We start from the raw sequence: 19,654 nt of genomic DNA on the forward strand, positions 1-19,654 counted from the left end.
TGCCGCTGCCGCTGCCGCTGCCGCTGCCGCTGCCGCTGCCGCTGCCGCTGCCGCTGCCGCTGCCGCTGCCGCTGCCGATGACGGTGATCAGAATCCACGTCGTCCACGGTAGGGCCGAGGAGGCGAAATTCGGCGTCAGGAGTGTTAGCAGAGCAGACTGCAGGCGCGTGACTCTGGACAGTCGTAACGCGGCCACTTCGACAGGTCTCGATCTTGACCAAAACGGTGGGTCGCTTGTACCTCTGAGTTGGGAGTTCTGTCGTCTCGTCTCTCGCGCGTCTGGGTGACATCGACTATCGTCCAGATATGACGACGCCTCGTGGACTGGAACTCGCGCCTGAAACCTTATGGCGTTTGGGTTATCGCAACTTCACGCGCCAGCAGGTGAAAGATGCGTTGCATGAAATATATGAGGCGCTGGAATTGGCGGTCGGTACTCGCCTCGCGAACCAGATGAACAAAAGGCAGCTCGATGAGTTTGAGCGCTTATCTATCTCCGACCAACGCGCTCTTGCCTGGCTGGAAAAAACCATTCCGAATTACAAGCAGGTAGTGCAGGACGAGTATGATCTTTTGTTAAGGCGGCTCGAAGGTGCGATTACGCTAGCTCGACGCCAGCATCGGGACCGGGGAGTGTCGGGAGAAGATCGATCGTGAGCAGTCGAGCGGATATGGTCTGGGCGGGCATTCTCACTACCCCATCCTCGCTCCGGCCGCAGGTGGCGCAGATAGAGCAACTAATCGGACGGGCAGGAACCTTCGAGCTAGACGAGATGAATACGCACTTCAGCGACGGCGCTGGGTCATTGATCGCGATAACTGGCGGTCGCGGATCGGGTAAGACTACGCTGCTTGCGGCGGCATGCGCTCACCTTAGGAATAGTAATCGAGCGGTGGTGCTGCCGCCGTTGCAGCCGCAGATCTTCGAGGCGACCGATTCACTCTTGCTTGGTTTGCTCATCCAGGTTGAAGACTGGATCTCAAGCCGACTCACCGGAGCGGGCAATGAGAACGGACTCGGTCACGATGTTATGGCAGCTATTGCTGATGCGACTCGAGGCATCAGCGTATCGACTGGCGGCGCCCTTGAAGCGCTGCACGCAAGCCGCGAAAGTACTGGGCAGTACGGCGTGGACGCCGCATCCATCGTCCGTCATCGTGTGAGAGCCGCTAGCCAGCTGGAGCGCGTGTTCGTAGAGATCGCTCGCGGTCTCGGGCTGCCCCCGAATACGCCGGTGATCGTACCGATCGACGATGCCGATCTAAGTCCCGTTCATGTTCGCGGAATACTGGATGCGATTCGGGCCCTGGCGCAGGTGAAGCAGGCAGTACCCATGATCTGCATCGACCGCCGACAGCTGCAACTCGGTGTGGCGGCGGACATAGTGGGCAGCTATAAGGGGCATCTGAATTACACTGATGCTTCGCAACTAAGCTCACAGGTAATCGCTAAAATGTTGCGTCCAGAACGGACCATCTCACCACCATGGCTATCAGTCCCCGAGAGGATCGCGTTTACCCCAATCGGGGAGACTGTTAGCCTGGGGCAGCTATTGGGTGAGCGCTCCGATTCGGCATCACTGTCGTCGTTGATATGGGGTTTGGCCGACCGGCACGCTGATAATGAGCTACGGGATGCCAACGCGTGGCTCCCTGAAACTCCACGCGAGCTTGAATATGTATGGGAGACTTTCTCCGCCATGCAGCGGGTGCCGTCGGGCGAAGTCCTTCCGATCCACCACGCGCGAAGACTGATCCAGCATCTCTTTGATTATGGGCGAGAATACGATGTTGCGGTGGAAACCGCTGTCAGTCGAGCGAGTAAGGCGAGTAACAAGGGCCTGGTCCTAAAGTGGCCCGCTGCAAATCTTGGTGTGGCTGCGTCAGGTCGGTTCGCAACCGCGGTAAGCACTGGTCGCCTTCGCCTGCGAGTACGAAAATTGGCTCGAATCACTGCTATCGTTGCGGCGGAATCTTCGGACGCAGGTTCAGGGACGAACGAAGCCCGCTCGCTATCACCAGGCACCGTCGCGGGTATCCAAGCCCTTGAGGAATTGGCAATCTGCGGGAGGTTGGGAAACGCTGCCAAAGTGATGCCATTTTACATCGGTCTACGTGAGTTCGAATTCCTGCAGTCGGTCCCGATCAACGGTGAGAACACTGACGATCAGTTCTTCTTCATGCCCGACTCTTCGGGAGTGCAGGCAATAAATCGTGCGGGTACCGCTTGGAACGACTTGGTCTCGTACGCTAGGCGCAGCAGTCGCGAGCGACAACGAAGTGGTGCAACCGAGATGGTGCGGAAGCTTATCCACTTGGTCACGACCTACTGGTTGAACGGAGCGGAGACCGCGCTAGCCGCCAGGCGAATCCCGGCACTCCAGAGATCCATGCAATCGGCAAGCCTCGAGTACCTTAAGCGCGTCCAGAACGATGATGTTTCGCATCACGAAATGTATTCTTTGAGCCGGGCCTACTGTCATTGGTTCGAGCAGCGTTTGCCATATCTCTTCCATCAAAACTTGCTTGAGCGTGAAACGACATCTGTCATCGAACAGTGGTTAGACGCAATTTCTGCGGGCCCCCGTGCAGTGGAGGCGACTACCGAACTGCGCGCTGCTCTGGAGGGTCGATTTAGCAAAAAATTCGACGAAGAGCGCCGTCGAAAATTGGGAGAGAACAGCTGGATATATGGCTACGAGGGGCTAGCCAGCAGCATTGGTACGGAATTGCATGCAGACATCCTCGTGTTCCGTGAGCCGTACAACGAACGGCGCAGGTCCAGGCCGGCCGGTTCCAAGGTTCTCGTAGGTGCGGTCGGTCTTTCTGAAGCTAAGGGGACATACGAGTATTCCACTCATAACACGGTCGAGGGGGATGACGACATGAAGGTGCTTCTGGAAGTACTAGAGCAATACCGGTCGCGGTAGCGCGGTGTTACTCATACCCTTGGCTTCGGCCTTGCTCACAGACGTGTCGCTCTTGGGCGTGAGCTCAGCCGAACTGAACCGGCAGGCGTTCGAGCTTGATCATCCCCATCGGACGGCTTCACTCGTGCGTGATCGTATACAATTGGCGCAATTGGGCCAAGAGATCTCTGGACAGTACGATGACGACCTTATCAGTGCATGCGCCGCCTGCGGATATGACGTCGGCATTCTCGTGTCGCAGCTGGCTGTTATACCGGCCGCGACTTGGGGGAGTTCTCGAAATTGGATACCGTGGGATGTTCTTCTCGGACCCGATAGTATTGCTTCCGCCCGTGAGGATCGCTCGGCTGGTGACGGTCTGATTGCGGACCCCCACCTCCATTCTGGTGCAGCGCTCAGCCTGCGGCGGTTCTGCTCATTGCTTGTGAGCGGCTCTGGCAGTCTGAAGCCAACTGATGAGGGAATCTATTCCGCCGACGCTCGCGGAAGACGGTTTGAGGTTGGCACGCTTGTTCACGCTATTCGCCATCAACTGCAATTCTTGGCTGTGCGGCCCAGTGCTCGCTATCGTCAAACATTCTTTAAAGAATTGAATGATGGCTCTTTTTGGAAGCTTGCCCGTACCGCAGCACTGAGTGATGAGCCTGACGAGTTCGTCCGACGGCTGTACATCAACGACGGTCCAGTCGACCCGGAGATTGCATTCGCGTGGCTTGCCCGCGAAATCCCCCTCTGCAATCCCGCTGTGATCCCGATCATTTCCGCCTTGTGCTTAGTAAACCACGAGCTTCGCAGCATGCCGAACGATAACTTATCCAGATTTGTCGATAGGTTCGACCAGATGGGGTTCCTTCGCGACAGCACGCTGGCGAACGGCCGAGCTGAGATCGTGGCCCGTGCCTGCGAGGTCGTGATGCCGAGCAATGCAGTGGTCGCTGCGGAGTTCCGAAAGACAGTGGCGGTTGACCGAAATGGCGGTTCGCCCGAGAATAAGCTGCGCCTATCCCTCCTGGACCACCTTGACGGATTCGTTCGGTACTCGACCACCACCGGCCGATCGCCGCGGCTTTCAATGCCTGTAACCTTTCTCCGTCAGCGAGCAAATGACGGCGTTCCCAACAGCGATGAACTCCTGTCCCATTATAGGCTTCGGGCGATCTGGGCCGTATACGCCGGCATCGTGAACTTCTCTGATACCTACCCGTCGATGGCGTCGTACATTACTGCGATAGATGTGGTCGGCAACGAGATTTCGACGAGTAACTGGCCATTTGTCACGCTATATAATGATGCGCTCGCGCGTCCATCGTTGCAGCATATGGCGCTGACCGCTCACGCGGGGGAGTTCTTTCGTTGGAGGATGGAGGGCCTTCGTTCAATCGGGCAACTACTCCTCCCGAATGCGGTCGTTTCTCGGATCGGCCACGCGTTAGCATTGGACGACGAGTTGCCAGTACCCGTCTTCCGAGGTTCGTTGACAGCGCGGGATCTAGTCGAAGATCTTTGTTGGCTGTTTCACGCGGGTGTTCATGTAAGTACAGTTGAAGCGCAGCTCAGCCACGTGCTCAAGCTTACGAACCTCGAATCCTATGGCGTGGCCACGTCACACATATTGGACGCATGGCTGGCGCGGCGGTCCCTAACTGGACTCGCTGCACAGGCGCTGGTCGGTTCGGACGTTCGATCATCGAATGACTGGCCGGAAGAGGGGCTTCCTTTGTCGGCGTTCTCAACGCGGCCGGATCGGCGCGCCCTCCTTTCGTTGATCTACAAAGGTCCCGGACCATTGGGGCGATTGGATGCCCAGATAGACAGTGTCTCCAACAAGGTCGTTCGCGGTTACCTCGACTGGTCCGACGAAATTGGCAATGAGGTTTCACAACTCCTCGCAGAACGCCTGCGGCAGCGCTCGATCGTCGTGGAGAGTTGCCCGACTTCGAACGTCACCCTTTCAGAAATTGCCAGTTTCGACCAGCATCCCATCAGTAGATTCGTCGCCCGAGATCTCGCGGTTTCTATCAGCTCGGACGACCCTATGATATTTGGTACCGATGTACTGGAGGAGGCGAACCTGGTTGGGATCCATTTCGGAGATGCCGTGCGACGGTCTGTCTCGGAGACGTCCTTACGTTCGTGCTGCCCGCAGTCTCGTCCCCTGGATACCGAGCACCGTGGCCAGATCCGAACATGGTTACGTGGGATGGATCCTGTGCGCTTCTCTGGGTAAGTTCGTAGCGGTGAAAATCCGGCGCCGGCCCAGCGCCCACACAGTGAGCGAGAAGCAGCAGAGCGCCGTTCCCGCGATGGTGACCGCTGCCCAGCCGCCCGCGGTCCAGAGCGCGGTCACGGCGGCGGAGCTGATGGCGGCGCCGACGAAGTTGGTGGTGGCCAGCGCGGGTGTTGAGCCGGCTCCGGGCCTCGTGGGAGAGGGCGAACAGGCGCGCCCGGTTGAGCAGGGCCTGCGTCTGTAGAGCGACGTCGAGCATGACGATCACGATGACCACGAGGACGACGGACCGTACGGCGATGGTCGCGACGACGAATGCTGTGAGGGCCAGTACCCAGGCCGCGCCGGTGGCTGGGACCGACCAACCGCGATCGTAGCCGTCCACCGCGTAGGCCGGAGAGGACGCCAGCGAGGCCGGCCAACCCGAACAACCCGATCACCGCCACCGGGTTGCGGAACGGCGGGCCGCTGAGGAGGAAGGGCAACGCCGTCCAGAACAGCGAGAACGAAGCGAATCCGGTGGCGGCCAGGACCAGCGTCCATCGGACCGCCCGCTTGCGTGCGACCGCCCCGCCGGCCGAGGTCAGCAGCATGATCGGGACGAATCGGCGGCGGTCCAGGACGTCACCGAGCGGTACGAGCAGGAGCACGCCGACGGCGTAGCCGAGTTGGGTCGCGGTGATCAGCCAGCCGGCCGTCGCTGTCGTGACGCGTAGATCGCCTGCGATGAAGCCGAGCAGTGGCTGGGCCCAGTACAGGTTGCCGACGGCCACTCCCGCCGCCAACGCGAAGAGGAACGTCAGCCGGCGGCGCATTCCTGACGGCGGTGCCATGCGGGGTGGTGCCACCCCTGCCACGCTACGGCGCGGGGCCAAGCGCGCGCCTCGACGAGACGAGGGCCCTGAGCGCGCAGGATCGGCTCCGTGGTGATCAGGGATCCGTACGCGTCGAGGGCGATGACTCCGGCGGTGACCGGCCTGACGGCCGGCCGGCTGACGAACGCCGACCGGCCGACTTCAGTCACGCCACAATGTCCCAGGTCGTTCGGCACTTCTCGTCGGCGCCGTTCGCGCCTTTGCGTTCGCATGCTTCGACATAGACTCTCGTGCCCGCCAGCAGTCTGACGTAGTACGGCTCGGAGCAGGTGCCGCTGCCGTTCGCCGCGTGGAGCGTGACCTTGGCGTACACGGGCTCCCACCAGATCCGGCCGATGGTACGGCGACCGTCCGCTGCGCCCTCGTCGCAGGCTCGGAACGCCGAATCAATCCCGGAGTTGGTGTAGATGGCGAAGCCGTTGCCGGCCGAGTACGGGTCGGCCGAATACACGAGGATGGGGTACCCCGCCGAGGCGGTGTTCGGGATGGCCACGAGCCCGGTGGCCGTGAGCACCAACGCCATCAGCGTGGCACCGAACCAGCGTGAACTCTTGTGGACCATCGGCAACCTCCTACCGTCGAGAAACGACCGGTGTGGTCGTCACGATCGATGGTGGGCGCGATCCGTCTGTGAATGACAGACGCGCGGACAGTTCCGAACAGGTCCGAACACTCCGAACGCCTCCGGTGCGCCGCTTCTCAGGTCGAAAGTGTCATGCAACCTCAGGTCACCGGCTTGGTGGCGATCAGGAGCCGCCTGCCGAACGCGGCGCGTACATGATCAGGGCGACGCCAATCAGGCAGATGCCGGCGCCGATGATGTCCCACCGGTCGGGCCGGAACTTGTCGACGATCACGCCCCAGGCGAGGGATCCGGCGACGAACACGCCGCCGTAGGCGGCGAGGATGCGTCCGAAGTTCGGGTCGGGTTGGAAGGTGGCGACGAATCCGTACGCGCCGAGGGCGATGACGCCGGCGGCGATCCACCACAGGCCGCGGTGCTCGCGCCAGCCCTGCCAGACCAGCCACGCCCCGCCGATCTCGAACAGGGCGGCGACGACGAACAACAGGATCGAGCGGACGACGGTCATCCGTGGACCGTACCGATGGTGGTGAAGGGGATGGGGCAGCACGGCTGCCCGGCGCACTCGACGAGGTCGTCGCAGCCGGCTTTCACCGCGGCGCGCAGCGTGTCGGCGATGACCTGCAAATCGGCGATCTTCGCCTCGACCTCGGTGAGCTTTGCCTGGGCACGGGCCCGCAGGCCGGCGTCGGCGTGGCGACCGTGACGGTGCTCGCCCGCGTCGAGAAGCTCGGCGACCTCGTCGAGGGTGAACCCGAGCCGCTGCGCCGCTTTGATCACCTTCAGCAGGGTGACCGTTTCGGTCGGATAGAGGCGGTGCCCGCCCAGGCTTCGGTCTGGTTCGGCGAGCAGCCCGCGGCGTTCGTAATAGCGCAGCGTCTGCGGGTTCACCCCGGCCGCAGCGGCGACCTGGCCGCTGCGCAATCCGCTCACGCCGTCATCCCGGCGGCGGCGCGCTGCGCGAGCGCGTCGAGGACATCGGCCTGCGCGGCCGGCACCCGTACGTCGAGGCGCAGCGTGTGAGTGTCGGCGGCGAGGGTGAACGAGAAGAACGAGCAGCAGGAGCTTTCCCGGCCGATGAGGTCCCGGGCGGTCGCCTCGGCGGCCGGGTCGAGACGCCACAGCAGTTCGGTGGGGGACAGCCGCTCCTGCGCCAGCAGGAAGGTGGCGAACAGGTTGTCGAATTCGGCCAGCCGCAGCGGCAGTTGCCCGCTCGGCAGGGTGCACGACTCGGGCACCCACGCCGGGGAGTCAGTGGTCATACCAACGACGGTAAGCGTGTACCTGGGTACCGGATGCAAGCCCGACGGTCACGACAGACGGCGTTGCCGGCGCCCGAAGACGCCGGCAACCCCCTGGCTCAGTTGGCGTGGGTCAGGCGTGTGGTGATGCGCAGGCCCAGAAGGGTGTCGTTCATCCACGGCACCCGCTCCCGGTGCAGGCCGGCGGTCATCTGGTCCGCCCACACCTCATACCGCTGCAGGAGCGTGTTGGCGCGGGACCGCGCGCTGGTGATCAGGCAGTCGCCCAGTGGGTCACCGGGCAGGTTCGACGAGTCGACAGCGGGCTCGCAGGGCACCTTGAGGCTGACCTGGTCGCGCAGCGGGCGGCTGGGGTCGAGCGAACACGGCGACGATCCACAGGTCGCGTAGTTCCCGCTCGCCTTGGCATAGGCATTGCCGATCTTGGCGTCCGTCGGCATGTTCACCGGGATCTGGTACTGCCCGAACAGGTTCGCGGACAGCACGTCGTCCGAGTCGAGGGCGTTGGGCAGACCCAACCGGGTGTACGCCTGGAGCAGCCGCGCCGCCGTGTTCACCTTCTTCAGGGCGGTGGGCACCGGCCCGCTGACCTGGGTGCTCTGCTCCTGTACCCGGTCGTACATGGACTTTTGCCGGGCCTGGAGGAAACCGCGCAGGGTCGGCGTCAGCGTGGTGTCCAGTGCCGCGTTGGTGGTGACCGTCGCGGCGCTCGCGAAGGCGTACCGGCCGGACGGCCACTTCTGGGTCAGGCCCTGCTCGGGCGTGGTCTCGCTGCTACAGCTGAAGAACTCGCAGTAGACCTGGTAGACCTGCTCGTCCGGCCAGGTGTAGTCGGCGGTGCGCGAGTTCTGCCAAACCGCCGACGAGTTCAGCCGGAACCGGCTGTGGATCTGCAACCGCAGCTTGCCGTAGGAGCGGACCACTCCGCTCCCGCTGCCGGTCGTCCGGGTGTGGACCCAACTCGGCGTGTAGCAGTAGCCGACCTCGGGCAACTCCCGTACGCCGGCCGGCGGCTCGTCGTGGCGCGGCGAGTACGTGTACTGGAGTGCCCGCACCATGGTCGACATCAGGTCGTAGCGGACGTTGCTGGGCCGGTCGATCTGCCTGCTGCCCTCACACGCGGGCACCGTCGCCTCGTCGGCCTTGGCCGGAGCCGGGGCGAGCGGCTTGTCGGTGTCCCAGAACAGGTCATAGTTCTTGGGAATCTTCACCTGTATGCCGTTGGGGTCCGGCTCGTAGCGGACCTGGACCTCGCTGGTCCGGAAGGCGGCCAGCGCTGTCGACAGCTCACCGGTGGCGGTGACGTAATCGTTGACCAGCCCGGTGATCAGGCTGTTGGCGTTGCCGTTGGCCGGTCGACCGAAGCTGGCCGCGAGGTCGGCGATGCGGGTGCCCTCGGCCTCGATCTGTGCGGCGCGGCCGGCGTTGACCTGGGCGGCGTACGTCGGGTTCTGGAGCATCAACATGGCGTACGCCTGCGCGCCGAGATTCCACACCGCCGGGTTGCCGACCGGTGTCGACGGCTCGGCCATCGACGGGTCACGCCCGTTGGCGACCCGGGCCAGGTAGTTGATCGACCGGGCTTCGCCGAAGCTGTTCAGGACGGTGGTCGGGTCGACCGCCGGGTTGTCGGCGTCGGTCTTCGGCACGACGAAGGCGGCGCCGCCGGCCAGCTGCGTCGCGGTCAGGTGGAACTCGTTTTCCGGGTCGACGAACTCGTTGTACGACGGGATCGGTTGACCGAAGTTCTCCCGGTAACCGATGTACTTGTTGATGTCGGCGCGGGCGTCGTGCAGGGTGGCGTCGCCGATCGCGGCCAGCACGGTGGCGGCGATGTCCTCCAGGCGCAGGCCGAGCTGAGCGACCTGCTGCTGCACCAGGGTGATCTGCGCGGTGTTGCCGGCGATCGCCGCGTTCAGTTTGTCGAACTGGGCCATCATGTTCGCGTACACCGTGTTGATCTGGGCCTCGATCCGCGCGAAGCTGGCGCGCATCTCGTCGCCGAGGGCTCGTACCTCGTCGCGCAACGCTTTGACCTGGGCAAGGATCTGCGCGTCCAGCGATGGTCCGCTGCTCCCGAAGAGCCCGACGACGGACATCACCGCACCGAAGATGTTGCCGGTCATCGCCAACGTCGCGGTGCTGAAGATCGAGCCCGCGAGGCCGCGGCCGGTGATCGCCGCCGCGTACTTGGAGATCGCGCTGATGGTGGTGAGGACCGCCTCCCCGATCACCTTGGATTTCTTGCCGGCGTCGGGGTCGGCGAACCCGATGATGGTGGAGACCATGCCCAATCCGGCCTTGACGTCGGAGATCGTCTGCTGCCGAGCCTTGTCCCGGTCCTCGGCGGCCTTCTTGGCCGCCGCTGTGCACGCGGCGCTCGGCGGCCCTTCCGGCGGACACTTGCTGTTGTTCTCGCCGATCTCGAGACGGATCTCCAGGCTCAGGCCGAGCAGCTCCGCGTGCAGGGAAGCCAGCTGTTGCTTGGCGGCCGCGATGTACGCCACCGAGTCGTCCCGCAGTGCCAGGATCGCGTCGAGGTCCACGTGCGAGAGCCCGGGATCCTGCCGGAGTTCCTCGTAGGTGCTGGTGATGTCCACCCCGATCGGCGCACCGAGGACGGCGTTCCAGGCGGTGGCGGCCGGAGGGCTGGCTGCCCCTGCCTGTCGGGTCGCGGACCACACAGCGGCGAGAGCGTCGTCACGGCCGCGCAGCCACTGGGCGGTCCGCAGCGCGCCGGAGGCGAGTTCCTCGCGGGTGTCCCACGGCTCGACCGTTTTGCCGATCACGGCCCCGACCAGGCCGGTGATCTCGGGCGAGGTCCGGGTGTCGCCGCCGGGCGCGTCGAGCAGGATGTCGACGGACTTGAGCAGCAGGTCCTGTTCGGGCAGCAGGAGATCGAACGTGGTCAGCGCATCGTCGAGCAGCTGCTGGCGTGCGGTGAGCTGGGTCTGTGCATGTTCGGCGGTGGCGTTCGGGTGCAGCCGGTGCCACTGAACGAACTCGGCCGACAGCACGGCGGTCTTGATCCGAGTGGCGCCCTGGAGATGGATCTCGGCGACCTGGCCGAAGGCCCGGTCGGTGAGCGCTGCCTGAGGGATGGGGACGGGGACGGGATCGGCCGACGCGGGCTCACCGAAGAGCACGCCTGCCGCGGTGACCGTGATCATCGCCAGCACGGCAGTCCCGCGCCTGGTGTGCGTGGAACGTGTGAGTGTCATGCCGCGAACGTATTGAGCTGCCTGAAAGGGCGCTGAAACCGCGCTGACTCGCGTCACGTTCCGCGTTGCCAGATCGTCCAGGGGGCGAGCAGACACAACGGAGGAAAGAATGTTCGCTGCCTACGTCACGGTCACCATCATCGCGTCGATCTTCACCGGCTTCGCCGCCGTCACCTACCTGATCGGTCACGACTATCCGAAGGCCCAGGCGGACATGAAGCGCGTGCCACGGTCATGGGTGCCGCGGTTGGGCATGGCGCTGGCGGCAGGCTCGTTGGGGTTGCTGGCGGGCTTCGCCGTACCGCTGCTGGGCACCCTCGCCGCCGCTGGGCTGGTGCTGTATTTCATCGGCGCGTTCATCGCGCATCTGCGCGTCGGCTCCCGTCAGCTGGTGGGCTGGGCCGTCTTCTTCGTCACCGAGGTGGCCGCGCTGACAGTGAACGTCCTCTATCACTGGTGAATCGGTTGGTACGCCTCCCACGACGTCCCGGGTTGGCTCGACGAACTCGTCCCGCCGGAGCGGCTATTGCCCAGCAATCGAGAGACATCTATAGTTGCGCGGATCACAACAATCATGGCCGTGGTGACGCGGCCGGGTCGTCGAAGCGCTTCGACGATTCGTCGTTCAGGCCCGTCAGCCGGGTGTCGAGCCTGGTCACGCCGGCCTCGGCGCCCGCTGGGCGTCTGTCGTACGACATGAGGAGAACCGCATGCGGAACTGGCGCCTTCGGCGCGGAATCACCGCGCTCGCGCTCGCCCTGCTAGCCCTACCGGCCGTTCCCGGCACCGCGCTCGCCGAACCCACCTACCCGTTCCGAGATCCCAGCCTGCCCGTGAACGTCAGGGTCGACGACCTGCTCGGCCGGCTCACGCAGGACGAGAAGATCTCCTGGCTGCACCAGTACCAGCCGGCCATTCCCCGGCTGGGCATCGGCCTGTTCAAGACCGGCACCGAGGCGCTGCACGGGGTGGCCTGGTCCACCGACATCGACAACAACGGCGCGGTGGTCAAGGCTCGCGGCACGGCCTTCCCACAGCCGGTGGGCATGGCGAGCACCTGGAACACCGACCTGATCCAGCAGGTCGGTTCGGCCGTCGGGGACGAGGCGCGCGGCTACCACGCGCAGAATCCGCGGGTCTGGGGGCTCAACCTCTGGGCGCCGGTGGTCAACCTGCTGCGCGACCCCCGGTGGGGCCGCAACGAGGAGGGCTACTCCGAGGACCCGCTGCTCACCGCGAAGATCTCCACCGCGTACGGGTCGGGAATGACCGGCGGTGACCCGAACCACCTGAAGAGCGCACCGACCCTCAAGCACTACCTGGCCTACAACAACGAGGTCCGACGCGACGTGACCTCCTCGAACGTGCCGCCTCGGGTGCTCAACGAGTACGACCGCGCCGCCTTCAAGCCGGCCATCACGGCCGGTGCGGCGACCGGGGTGATGGCGTCGTACAACCTGGTCAACGGTCGTCCGGCGACGGTGGACCCGGACCCGATGACGCTGTTCCGGGACTGGACCGACAGGCCGCTGATGAACGTCACCGACGCCTGGGCGCCCAACAACCTCGTCAACACCCAGAAGTACTACGCCACCCAGGCCGAGGGCAACGCGGCGATCATCAAGGCCGGCCTGAGCAGCTTCATCACCGACGACACGAACGCGCAGCCGACCATCACCGCGATCAAGCAGGCCCTCGCCACCGGTCTGCTGACCGAGGCCGACATCGACGCCCGGATCCGCGAGATCCTCAACATCCGATTCCGGCTGGGCGAGTTCGACCCGGGCGGCGGCCGGTACGGCGGCATCACCCCGGACGTCATCAACAGCCCCGAACACCAGCGGTTGGCTCGGCAGGCCGCCGGCGAGGCGATGGTGCTGCTGAAGAACGAGCGGCAGGCGCTACCGCTGGACCCGGCCCGGACCCGCAAGGTGGCGGTGCTCGGCCCGTTGGCCGACACCCTCTACTCGGACTGGTACGGCGGCGACCTCCCCTACCAGGTGACGGCGCTCGACGGCATCCGCGAACGGCTGGGCGGCTCGGCCAGTGTGCGCGGGCTCGACGGGGCGGACCGGATCGCGCTGAAGGACGTGTCGACCGGCCGGTACGTCTCGGCCACCGGCACCACCGACGCCGACAGGGTCCTTGGGACCGGTGCCGTCCCGGCGCTCGTCGCCCAGTTCGACGTGGTCGACTGGGGACAGGACGTGGTGACGCTGCGCAACGCCGCCAGCGGCCGCTACCTCGGCTACAACTGGGGGCCGTTCATCACCCGCGACGAACAGCCGAACGGTTGGTACGTCCAGCAGCAGTTCAAGCTTGAGCCGCAGGCCGACGGAACCGTGGTGCTGCGCTATGCCGGCTACGAGACCAAGGAGAGCTGGTTCGGCGCTGACACGTACGTGACGGTCGGCGACGACGGCGCCCTCAAGCTCGGCGCATCGACAGCGGACGCCGCGACCCACTTCAGTCGCGAGGTGATCAGCAGCGGAATCGACCGGGCCGTGGCGGCAGCCAAGGCGGCCGACACCGCAGTGCTGGTGGTCGGCAGCAACCCGTTCATCAACGGTCGCGAGGCGCACGACCGGACCTCGACGGCGCTGAGCGCCGGCCAGGAGGCACTGGTCAAGGCGGTGGTCAGCGCCAACCCGCGGACCGTGCTCGTGCTCCAGACCAGCTACCCGGTCACCATCCGATGGGAGCAGGAGCACGTACCGGCCATCGTCTGGACCACTCACGCGGGCGCGGAGACCGGTCACGCCATCGCCGACGTCCTCTTCGGCGACCGTAACCCGTCCGGCCGGCTCACCCAGACCTGGTACCGCTCGGACTCGCAACTACCGCCGGACCTGCTGGAGTACGACATCATCTCGTCCGGGCAGACCTACCTCTACAACCGCGCGAAACCGCTCTACCCGTTCGGCCACGGGCTGTCGTACACCCGCTTCCGGTACGGCCAGCTGCGGGCCGGTGCCCAGTCGGTGGCGGCCGACGGCACCATCACGGCCAGTGTCGACGTGACGAACGTCGGCAGCCGGACCGGGACCGAGGTCGTCCAGCTCTACACCCACCAGCGCACCTCGCGGGACACCACCCCGATCCGCCAGCTCAAGGCGTTCCAGCAGGTGAAACTCGCGCCTGGGCAGACCCGTACGGTGACCCTGCGCCTGCCCGCCGCGGATCTGGCGCACTGGGACGTCACCCGCAGCAGGTGGGTGGTCGAGTCGTCAGTCCACGACCTGATGGTCGGGGCGTCCGTCGAGGACATCCGCGCCCGCGCCGCGGTCCGGGTCCGCGGCGAGACCATCCCGGCCCGCGACCTGTCCCGGCCCACCCGGGCGGAGAACTTCGACAGGTACGCGGGGGTCCGGCTCGTCGACGAGACGAAACCCAGTGGTACGGCGGTCGGTGCCACCGCCGCCGGTCAGTGGATATCCTTCGACGGTTCCGCGCTGCGTGCCGGCGAGCGCACCTTCACCGCGAAGGTCGCCAAGGCCGGTGCGGGTGCCGGCACGATCCAGATCCGGATGGGGTCGCCCACCGGCCGGCTGCTCGGCACGGCCACAGTGCCCAGCACCGGCGACGACTACCGGTACGTCAGCGCCAGCACCGAGTTGGCCCGGGTCGTCGGCACTTACGACGTGTACCTGGTGTTCGACTCCCCGCTGCGGCTGGCGGAGTTCTCCATCAGCTGACCGGAGATCGGGGCCGGGTCGATCGTCGACCCGGCCCCGACCCGGCTCGGGCCGCGTGCCGGCTCGGTGCTGAGCGGCGACGTCGTCGCAGCACTGTGGATTCGTCGGACGACGTGATCACGGGTGTCCGGGCGACATGGCTGATCTGCCCGGTCCGTGGGTATTTATGCATAGACGCTCCCCGATTGACTGTTGCATTGGTCAGACGTGTGACCTACGCTCCCAGTAAGAATTTCGGGGCGGTTAACAAAGAGTGCGGTCGGGGCGACGGAAATCCCCGCCGGCCCTTCGTGGCGTCGCTGTTCCGTACTCGTCGCTCGATACGCACTTTGGGCACCACATCGACGACCAGTGAGAGGAACAGACGTGAAGTCAGCCTTATCCACCGCTCGAATGTCAGTGTTGGCGGTGGCGGCGCTTGTCGCCGCCACACTGCCGGCTGTGCTGACAAACCAACTCCCGGCCTCGGCCGCGGTCCAGGCGACCTACTATGTCGCCCCGGACGGTAACGACGCCAATCCGGGAACGTTGCAGTCACCGTTCAAGACGGTCCAACGTGCACGGGACGTCGTTCGAACGATAAGCGGGAACCTGACCGGCGACGTCAACGTCCTCCTCCGGGGCGGCACCTATCCGGTGACCAGCACCATCGAATTCGGGTCGAGTGACTCCGGCACCAACGGATACCGGATCAGCTACGGTGCCTACGCCAACGAGAAGCCGGTCCTTGACGGTGGCGTCCAGGTGACCGGGTGGACCCAGCACAGCGGCAACATCTGGAAGGCGCCGCTGGACCGCGCCAACAAGCTGCGGGCGCTCTACGTCAACGACAAGCGCGCCGTCATGGCGACGAAGACGATCAGCTCGGGCGGGTGCTTCGGGACGTACAACATCACGGCCAACCAGGCCGCGTGGGCCTGGGAGTCGGGGTCGCAGTGTGACGGCGCCAGGTACAACCAGAGCGACTTCCCCGCCATCGCGCGCAACCAGGACGACATCGAGATCGAGACGGGCACGACCTGGACCACTGCCATCGTCGGCGTCCGACAGGTGACCACCGACGGCGGGAGCCGGGTCGCCCTGTTCCAGCAGCCGGGTGCGGCCATCGCGCAGGGCGCGTTCAACGGCAACGCCCAGGTCGGCGGCACCCACAAACTCATGAACGCGTACGAGTTCCTGGACGCGCCGGGTGAGTTCTACTTCGACAAGGGCACCAAGACGGTCTACTACTACAAGGCCAGTGCCGAGAACATGTCGACAGCCACGGTCTACGCGCCGAACAACGTCACCACAGTGCTGCGCGTGGCCGGCACCTCGACGTCGAGCCATGCCCGCAACATCACATTCTCCGGTCTGACGGTGCGGCACTCGGACTGGAACCTGTTCAACGTGGCCGGCTCGTCCTTCAAGCAGGCGCAGCAGGGCAACCTCGGAGCGCAGGTGTACGCGAAGGGCAACTTCCACGTCTACCACTACCGCAACGTGGATGTCACCCCCGGCATCATCCAGATCCAGAACGCCGACGGCCTCCTGTTGCAACGCAACCGGATCGAGCACACCGGCGCGGACGGCATCAGCATGGTCAACGACGTGCAGGGCACGCAGTTGATCGGGAACGCCACCAACGACATCGCGGGGTCGGCCATCAATGTCGGTCATCCGCAGCACGTCTACATCGGCGACGGCACGTCGACCAACCGGGAGAAGTACTCCGCGTCGGTCGAGGGGCTGCCGAAGAACATCGACATCAAGAACAACTACCTGTACGACAGCGCCGTCCTGTTCAACGGGCACAGCCCCATCTCGGCGTACTTCGCCGACACCCTCACCATCCAGCGCAACCGGATCGAGAAGGCCCCGTGGTCGGGCATCACGCTCGGCTGGGGCTGGTGGAACTTCGACGGGTCGTCGGGTTCGATCCAGCCCAACCGACCCACCACGACGGCGAGAAACAACACCATCAGCTACAACCACATCATCGACACGGTGCAGCGCCTGAGTGACACCGCGCCGATCTACACGCTCGGCAGCCAGCCCGGGACCACCATCACCAACAACTATCTCCAGGGCGTGCCCTCGGGCCACAAGTACGGACTGCACCCGGACGAGGGATCGGCCTTCATTACCTTCCGGGACAACGTGCTGAGCATCGACAAGAACGTCACCTGGATGATTAATTCAGACGACTTCGGGCGCAAGCACGACCTGAGCATCACCCAGATCTACGGCCCGATCAACAAGGTCTCCAACAAGAACCTGCCGAACAGCACGGTCGCCGACATCCTCGTCTCCTCCGACTACGTGTGGCCGGCTGCGGCGTACAGCATCGCGGCGAACTCCGGCCTTGAGGACGCGTACCGGGACATCATCCCTGCGAGCAACTTCTCCGCGCCGAACTACGTGCTGCCGGCCAGCACGTTCGTCGCCAGTGCCACAGCGTCGATCCCGATCCGGAGCACCGGCGACGCCACCAAGTCGGTCTGGTTGGCGCCGTACGGCACGACCACCTTCACCGCCGGGGCGACGATGACCAGGGCGGCCGGCAACGCGACGTCCATCGCCGTGCCCACCACCCAGGGTGAATACCGGCTCTACGTCGTCGACGCACAGGGCAACCGGTCGGCCGAGTCGACTTCGATCGTCCGGCAGCAGCAGGGCGGCGGCAGCGGTACGGGGCAGGGGCAGCTCGTGGGTGGCCAGTCCGGCCGCTGTGTCGAGGTGCCGAACTCGTCGACCACGAACGGCACCCAGGTGCAGCTCTACGACTGCGGGAGCGGCACGAACCAGCGGTGGACCGCCACCAGCAGCAAGCAACTGACCGTCTACGGCAACAAGTGCCTGGACGCGTCCGGGAACGGCACTGCCAACGGCACCCAGGTCATCATCTGGGACTGCCACGGCGGCACGAACCAGCAGTGGAACGTCAACAGCAACGGCACCATCACGAACGCCCAGTCGGGGCTCTGCCTCGACGCGAACGGCGCGGCCACCGCCAACGGCACAAAGATGATCCTGTGGTCCTGCAACGGTGGTGCGAACCAGCAGTGGACGCTGCGTAGCTGACCTACCCAGAACCCCGGGGCCAGGCCGACACGGGCCTGGCCCCGGCTATTTCTGGTAACCGTAGTTGTCGCAGGTCCGGCGTCCCTGGACACAGTTCTTGGTGCGCTTGTTCATGGTGTCGACGTCCCACATCACGAAGGCGTCGCCGTGCATGGACGAGGCGCTCTTGCCTTCCTTGTCGGAGGACAGGTAGTGGCCCGCCGGGGTGCCCTTCGCCGGGTACTTGATGTCGAAGGTGATCGCCGGGATCCGGACCGGGTGGCTGGTCGGGCAGCCGTTGCCGCCGCCGTACGCCACGTGGTCCTTGTGGTTGGGGCTGTCCAGGTGCTCGCCGTCCCAGCAGTCGGGGAACTGCATCATGAAGTGCAGCGTCGCGTCGCCCCCGCAGATGGGCCAGTTGCCGTTGGTGCTGCGGGCGATGCCGTCGAGGTCACCGGGGCCGTAGAAGGCGCAGTAGAACTGGCCGGTCGCGCCCCGCGGGGTCGGCTTCTTCTTCTTGGCGTCGCCGGAGATCATGCGCAGGCCGTTGGGCATCGGCATCTGGCCTGTCGAGTTCTTGGCCAGCGAGCGGTAGTAGACCCGGAACCCGGTGGTCTCGACCGGCTTTCCCGTCGCGTTGTCGTAGAGCGTGGGCACCCAGTAGGCGGAGTGGTCCTGGACGGGCTTGCAGGAGGTGGCAGTGAACTTCGTCAGGTCGCCGGCGACGGTGCTCGCGTCGACAGCCTTGTTGCCGACGAACGAGTGCATGTGCGACGCGCCCGGTAGGCCGGGGGCGACGATCGGGTCGTCCGGTAGCCGGTGGCTGTACTGGCAGTCGGCCCGGAACTCCGGGAGGTTGCCCACCCCGGACGGAACGGGGTCGATCTTCAACGCCCGGTACGCGTCGGCCTGCGCTTTCCAGGTCGCCCGGTCGACCGGAATCCAGCCGGTTGCCGGGGCCTTCGGCGCGGCAGCGGTCGACGGTGTCGCGCCGGCCGACGGGGTCGTGGCGGTCGACGGCGTCGCAGCGGTCGATGCCGCCACCCCGGGCGACGCCGGCTGCCCGGCCGGTGGCGAGGGGTAGTCGAGGGCGTTGGCCGCGTTAGACGGCTCGGGCGTCACGTCGCCACTGGCCAGGTACACGCCTCCGGCGGCGATGACGAGCGCGACTGCGGCTCCCGCGGCCGCGCCCAGCCTGTTGCGGGTCAACCAGCTCGGCGGGCGGTGACGGGGCGGCGGTTGGCCCGCGTCCGGTTCAAGCAACGAGGCGTACGACACGGGTCACTCCCAACGAGCAGACGACGGCGCTGACCCGGACGGCCACGGCCGCCGTATGGTAGGCGCTTCCCGATCACGACCGACAGCTTCCTAAAGCTTCCTTAAAGAAGGTTGTGGATATCCATGCCGGCCATGCTCGTCAGCAGGGGAAATGTCGGCGAGCGAGGTGCTACCGGACAGTTGGCGGGTACTGGTGGGGGATGACATCGACCTGGAAACCCCACGAGAAACATGGTGGCCTGTCGGACAAGGACAAGCGCGAGTTGCCGGAGAGCGTTTTCGCGTTCCCCGACAAACGCAAGGAGCCGATGACCGACGCGGGCCACGTCCGCAACGCCATCGCCCGGTTCGACCAGGTGCAGGGCGTTACCGACAAGGAGCGTGACCTGGCATTTCAGAACATTCTCGCCGCCGCCGCCCACTACGATGTCGAGGTCGCGGAGACGAACTGGCGTCAACTCGGCAAACTTCCGCACACGCCGAATCCGGCCCACTGACCGGTTCTGGCCGCGTACCTGCCGGATAGGGTCTCTTACGGTGG

At 65.2% G+C, this 19,654-nt stretch carries 15 protein-coding genes; 8 read left to right on the forward strand and 7 right to left on the reverse strand.

Going from position 1 to position 19,654, the window contains the following annotated elements:
• Positions 1–306: 306 nt before the first annotated feature.
• Genes ACLQ3F_RS00005 through ACLQ3F_RS00020 form a run of 4 tightly spaced genes read left to right on the forward strand, consistent with a single transcriptional unit; the run spans position 307 to position 5,401 of the window.
• Positions 307–657 carry a DUF5663 domain-containing protein gene (locus ACLQ3F_RS00005; protein ID WP_425844890.1) on the forward strand — a complete coding sequence of 117 codons (351 nt, stop codon included), beginning with the start codon at positions 307–309 and terminating at the stop codon, positions 655–657.
• A complete protein-coding gene (locus tag ACLQ3F_RS00010; RefSeq protein WP_425844893.1) occupies positions 654–2,930 on the forward strand; it encodes a P-loop NTPase fold protein in 2,277 nt (758 codons plus the stop codon). The genes ACLQ3F_RS00005 and ACLQ3F_RS00010 overlap by 4 nt, the downstream gene beginning before the upstream one ends.
• A gap of 31 nt (positions 2,931–2,961) precedes the next feature.
• The gene (locus tag ACLQ3F_RS00015) at positions 2,962–5,157 is read left to right on the forward strand and encodes a hypothetical protein (protein ID WP_425844895.1); all 2,196 of its coding nucleotides are present in this window, start codon (positions 2,962–2,964) and stop codon (positions 5,155–5,157) included.
• Positions 5,158–5,200: 43 nt separating this feature from the next.
• Positions 5,201–5,401: a hypothetical protein gene (locus ACLQ3F_RS00020; RefSeq protein WP_425844897.1), complete on the forward strand. Its 201-nt coding sequence runs from the start codon at positions 5,201–5,203 to the stop codon at positions 5,399–5,401.
• A gap of 776 nt (positions 5,402–6,177) precedes the next feature.
• Here the strand turns inward: ACLQ3F_RS00020 and ACLQ3F_RS00025 are convergent.
• The 5 genes from ACLQ3F_RS00025 to ACLQ3F_RS00045 form a co-directional block, all read right to left on the reverse strand.
• Positions 6,178–6,594: a hypothetical protein gene (locus ACLQ3F_RS00025; RefSeq protein ID WP_425844900.1), complete on the reverse strand. Its 417-nt coding sequence runs from the start codon at positions 6,592–6,594 to the stop codon at positions 6,178–6,180.
• Between the two features lie 184 nt (positions 6,595–6,778).
• Positions 6,779–7,123 carry a YnfA family protein gene (locus ACLQ3F_RS00030; RefSeq protein WP_355005396.1) on the reverse strand — a complete coding sequence of 115 codons (345 nt, stop codon included), beginning with the start codon at positions 7,121–7,123 and terminating at the stop codon, positions 6,779–6,781.
• Positions 7,120–7,548, reverse strand: coding sequence for a MerR family transcriptional regulator (locus ACLQ3F_RS00035; protein ID WP_425844902.1), 429 nt, complete (start codon positions 7,546–7,548; stop codon positions 7,120–7,122). The genes ACLQ3F_RS00030 and ACLQ3F_RS00035 overlap by 4 nt, the downstream gene beginning before the upstream one ends.
• Positions 7,545–7,877, reverse strand: a complete 333-nt coding sequence (locus ACLQ3F_RS00040) for a hypothetical protein (RefSeq protein ID WP_425844904.1) — start codon at positions 7,875–7,877, stop codon at positions 7,545–7,547. Before ACLQ3F_RS00040 ends, ACLQ3F_RS00035 begins: the two co-directional genes overlap by 4 nt.
• 98 nt (positions 7,878–7,975) lie before the next feature.
• Positions 7,976–11,098, reverse strand: coding sequence for a hypothetical protein (locus ACLQ3F_RS00045; RefSeq protein WP_425844906.1), 3,123 nt, complete (start codon positions 11,096–11,098; stop codon positions 7,976–7,978).
• A gap of 109 nt (positions 11,099–11,207) precedes the next feature.
• Between ACLQ3F_RS00045 and ACLQ3F_RS00050 the strand changes: the two genes are divergently transcribed.
• On the forward strand, positions 11,208–11,558 hold the full coding sequence (locus tag ACLQ3F_RS00050) for a DoxX family protein (protein ID WP_425844908.1): 351 nt from the start codon (positions 11,208–11,210) through the stop codon (positions 11,556–11,558).
• A gap of 112 nt (positions 11,559–11,670) precedes the next feature.
• Here ACLQ3F_RS00050 and ACLQ3F_RS00055 read toward each other — a convergent pair whose 3' ends face one another.
• Positions 11,671–11,796, reverse strand: coding sequence for a hypothetical protein (locus tag ACLQ3F_RS00055; RefSeq protein WP_393223206.1), 126 nt, complete (start codon positions 11,794–11,796; stop codon positions 11,671–11,673).
• 12 nt (positions 11,797–11,808) lie between these two features.
• Here ACLQ3F_RS00055 and ACLQ3F_RS00060 point away from each other — a divergent pair, with 12 nt between their 5' ends.
• Positions 11,809–14,793 (forward strand): glycoside hydrolase family 3 C-terminal domain-containing protein, encoded by a 2,985-nt coding sequence (locus ACLQ3F_RS00060; RefSeq protein ID WP_425844910.1) that lies wholly within the window; start codon positions 11,809–11,811, stop codon positions 14,791–14,793.
• Between the two features lie 393 nt (positions 14,794–15,186).
• Positions 15,187–17,856: an RICIN domain-containing protein gene (locus tag ACLQ3F_RS00065; protein ID WP_425844913.1), complete on the forward strand. Its 2,670-nt coding sequence runs from the start codon at positions 15,187–15,189 to the stop codon at positions 17,854–17,856.
• Between the two features lie 45 nt (positions 17,857–17,901).
• Here the strand turns inward: ACLQ3F_RS00065 and ACLQ3F_RS00070 are convergent, their stop codons facing one another.
• Positions 17,902–19,113, reverse strand: a complete 1,212-nt coding sequence (locus ACLQ3F_RS00070) for a DUF1996 domain-containing protein (RefSeq protein WP_425844915.1) — start codon at positions 19,111–19,113, stop codon at positions 17,902–17,904.
• A 200-nt stretch (positions 19,114–19,313) separates the two neighbouring features.
• Between ACLQ3F_RS00070 and ACLQ3F_RS00075 the strand changes: the two genes are divergently transcribed.
• Entirely contained in the window at positions 19,314–19,610 is a 297-nt protein-coding gene (locus ACLQ3F_RS00075) for a DUF6582 domain-containing protein (RefSeq protein ID WP_355005386.1), read from the forward strand.
• Positions 19,611–19,654: the final 44 nt, after the last annotated feature.

The sequence above is a fragment of the Micromonospora sp. DT15 genome, from assembly GCF_049841475.1.
Classification (GTDB): Bacteria; Actinomycetota; Actinomycetes; order Mycobacteriales; family Micromonosporaceae; genus Micromonospora.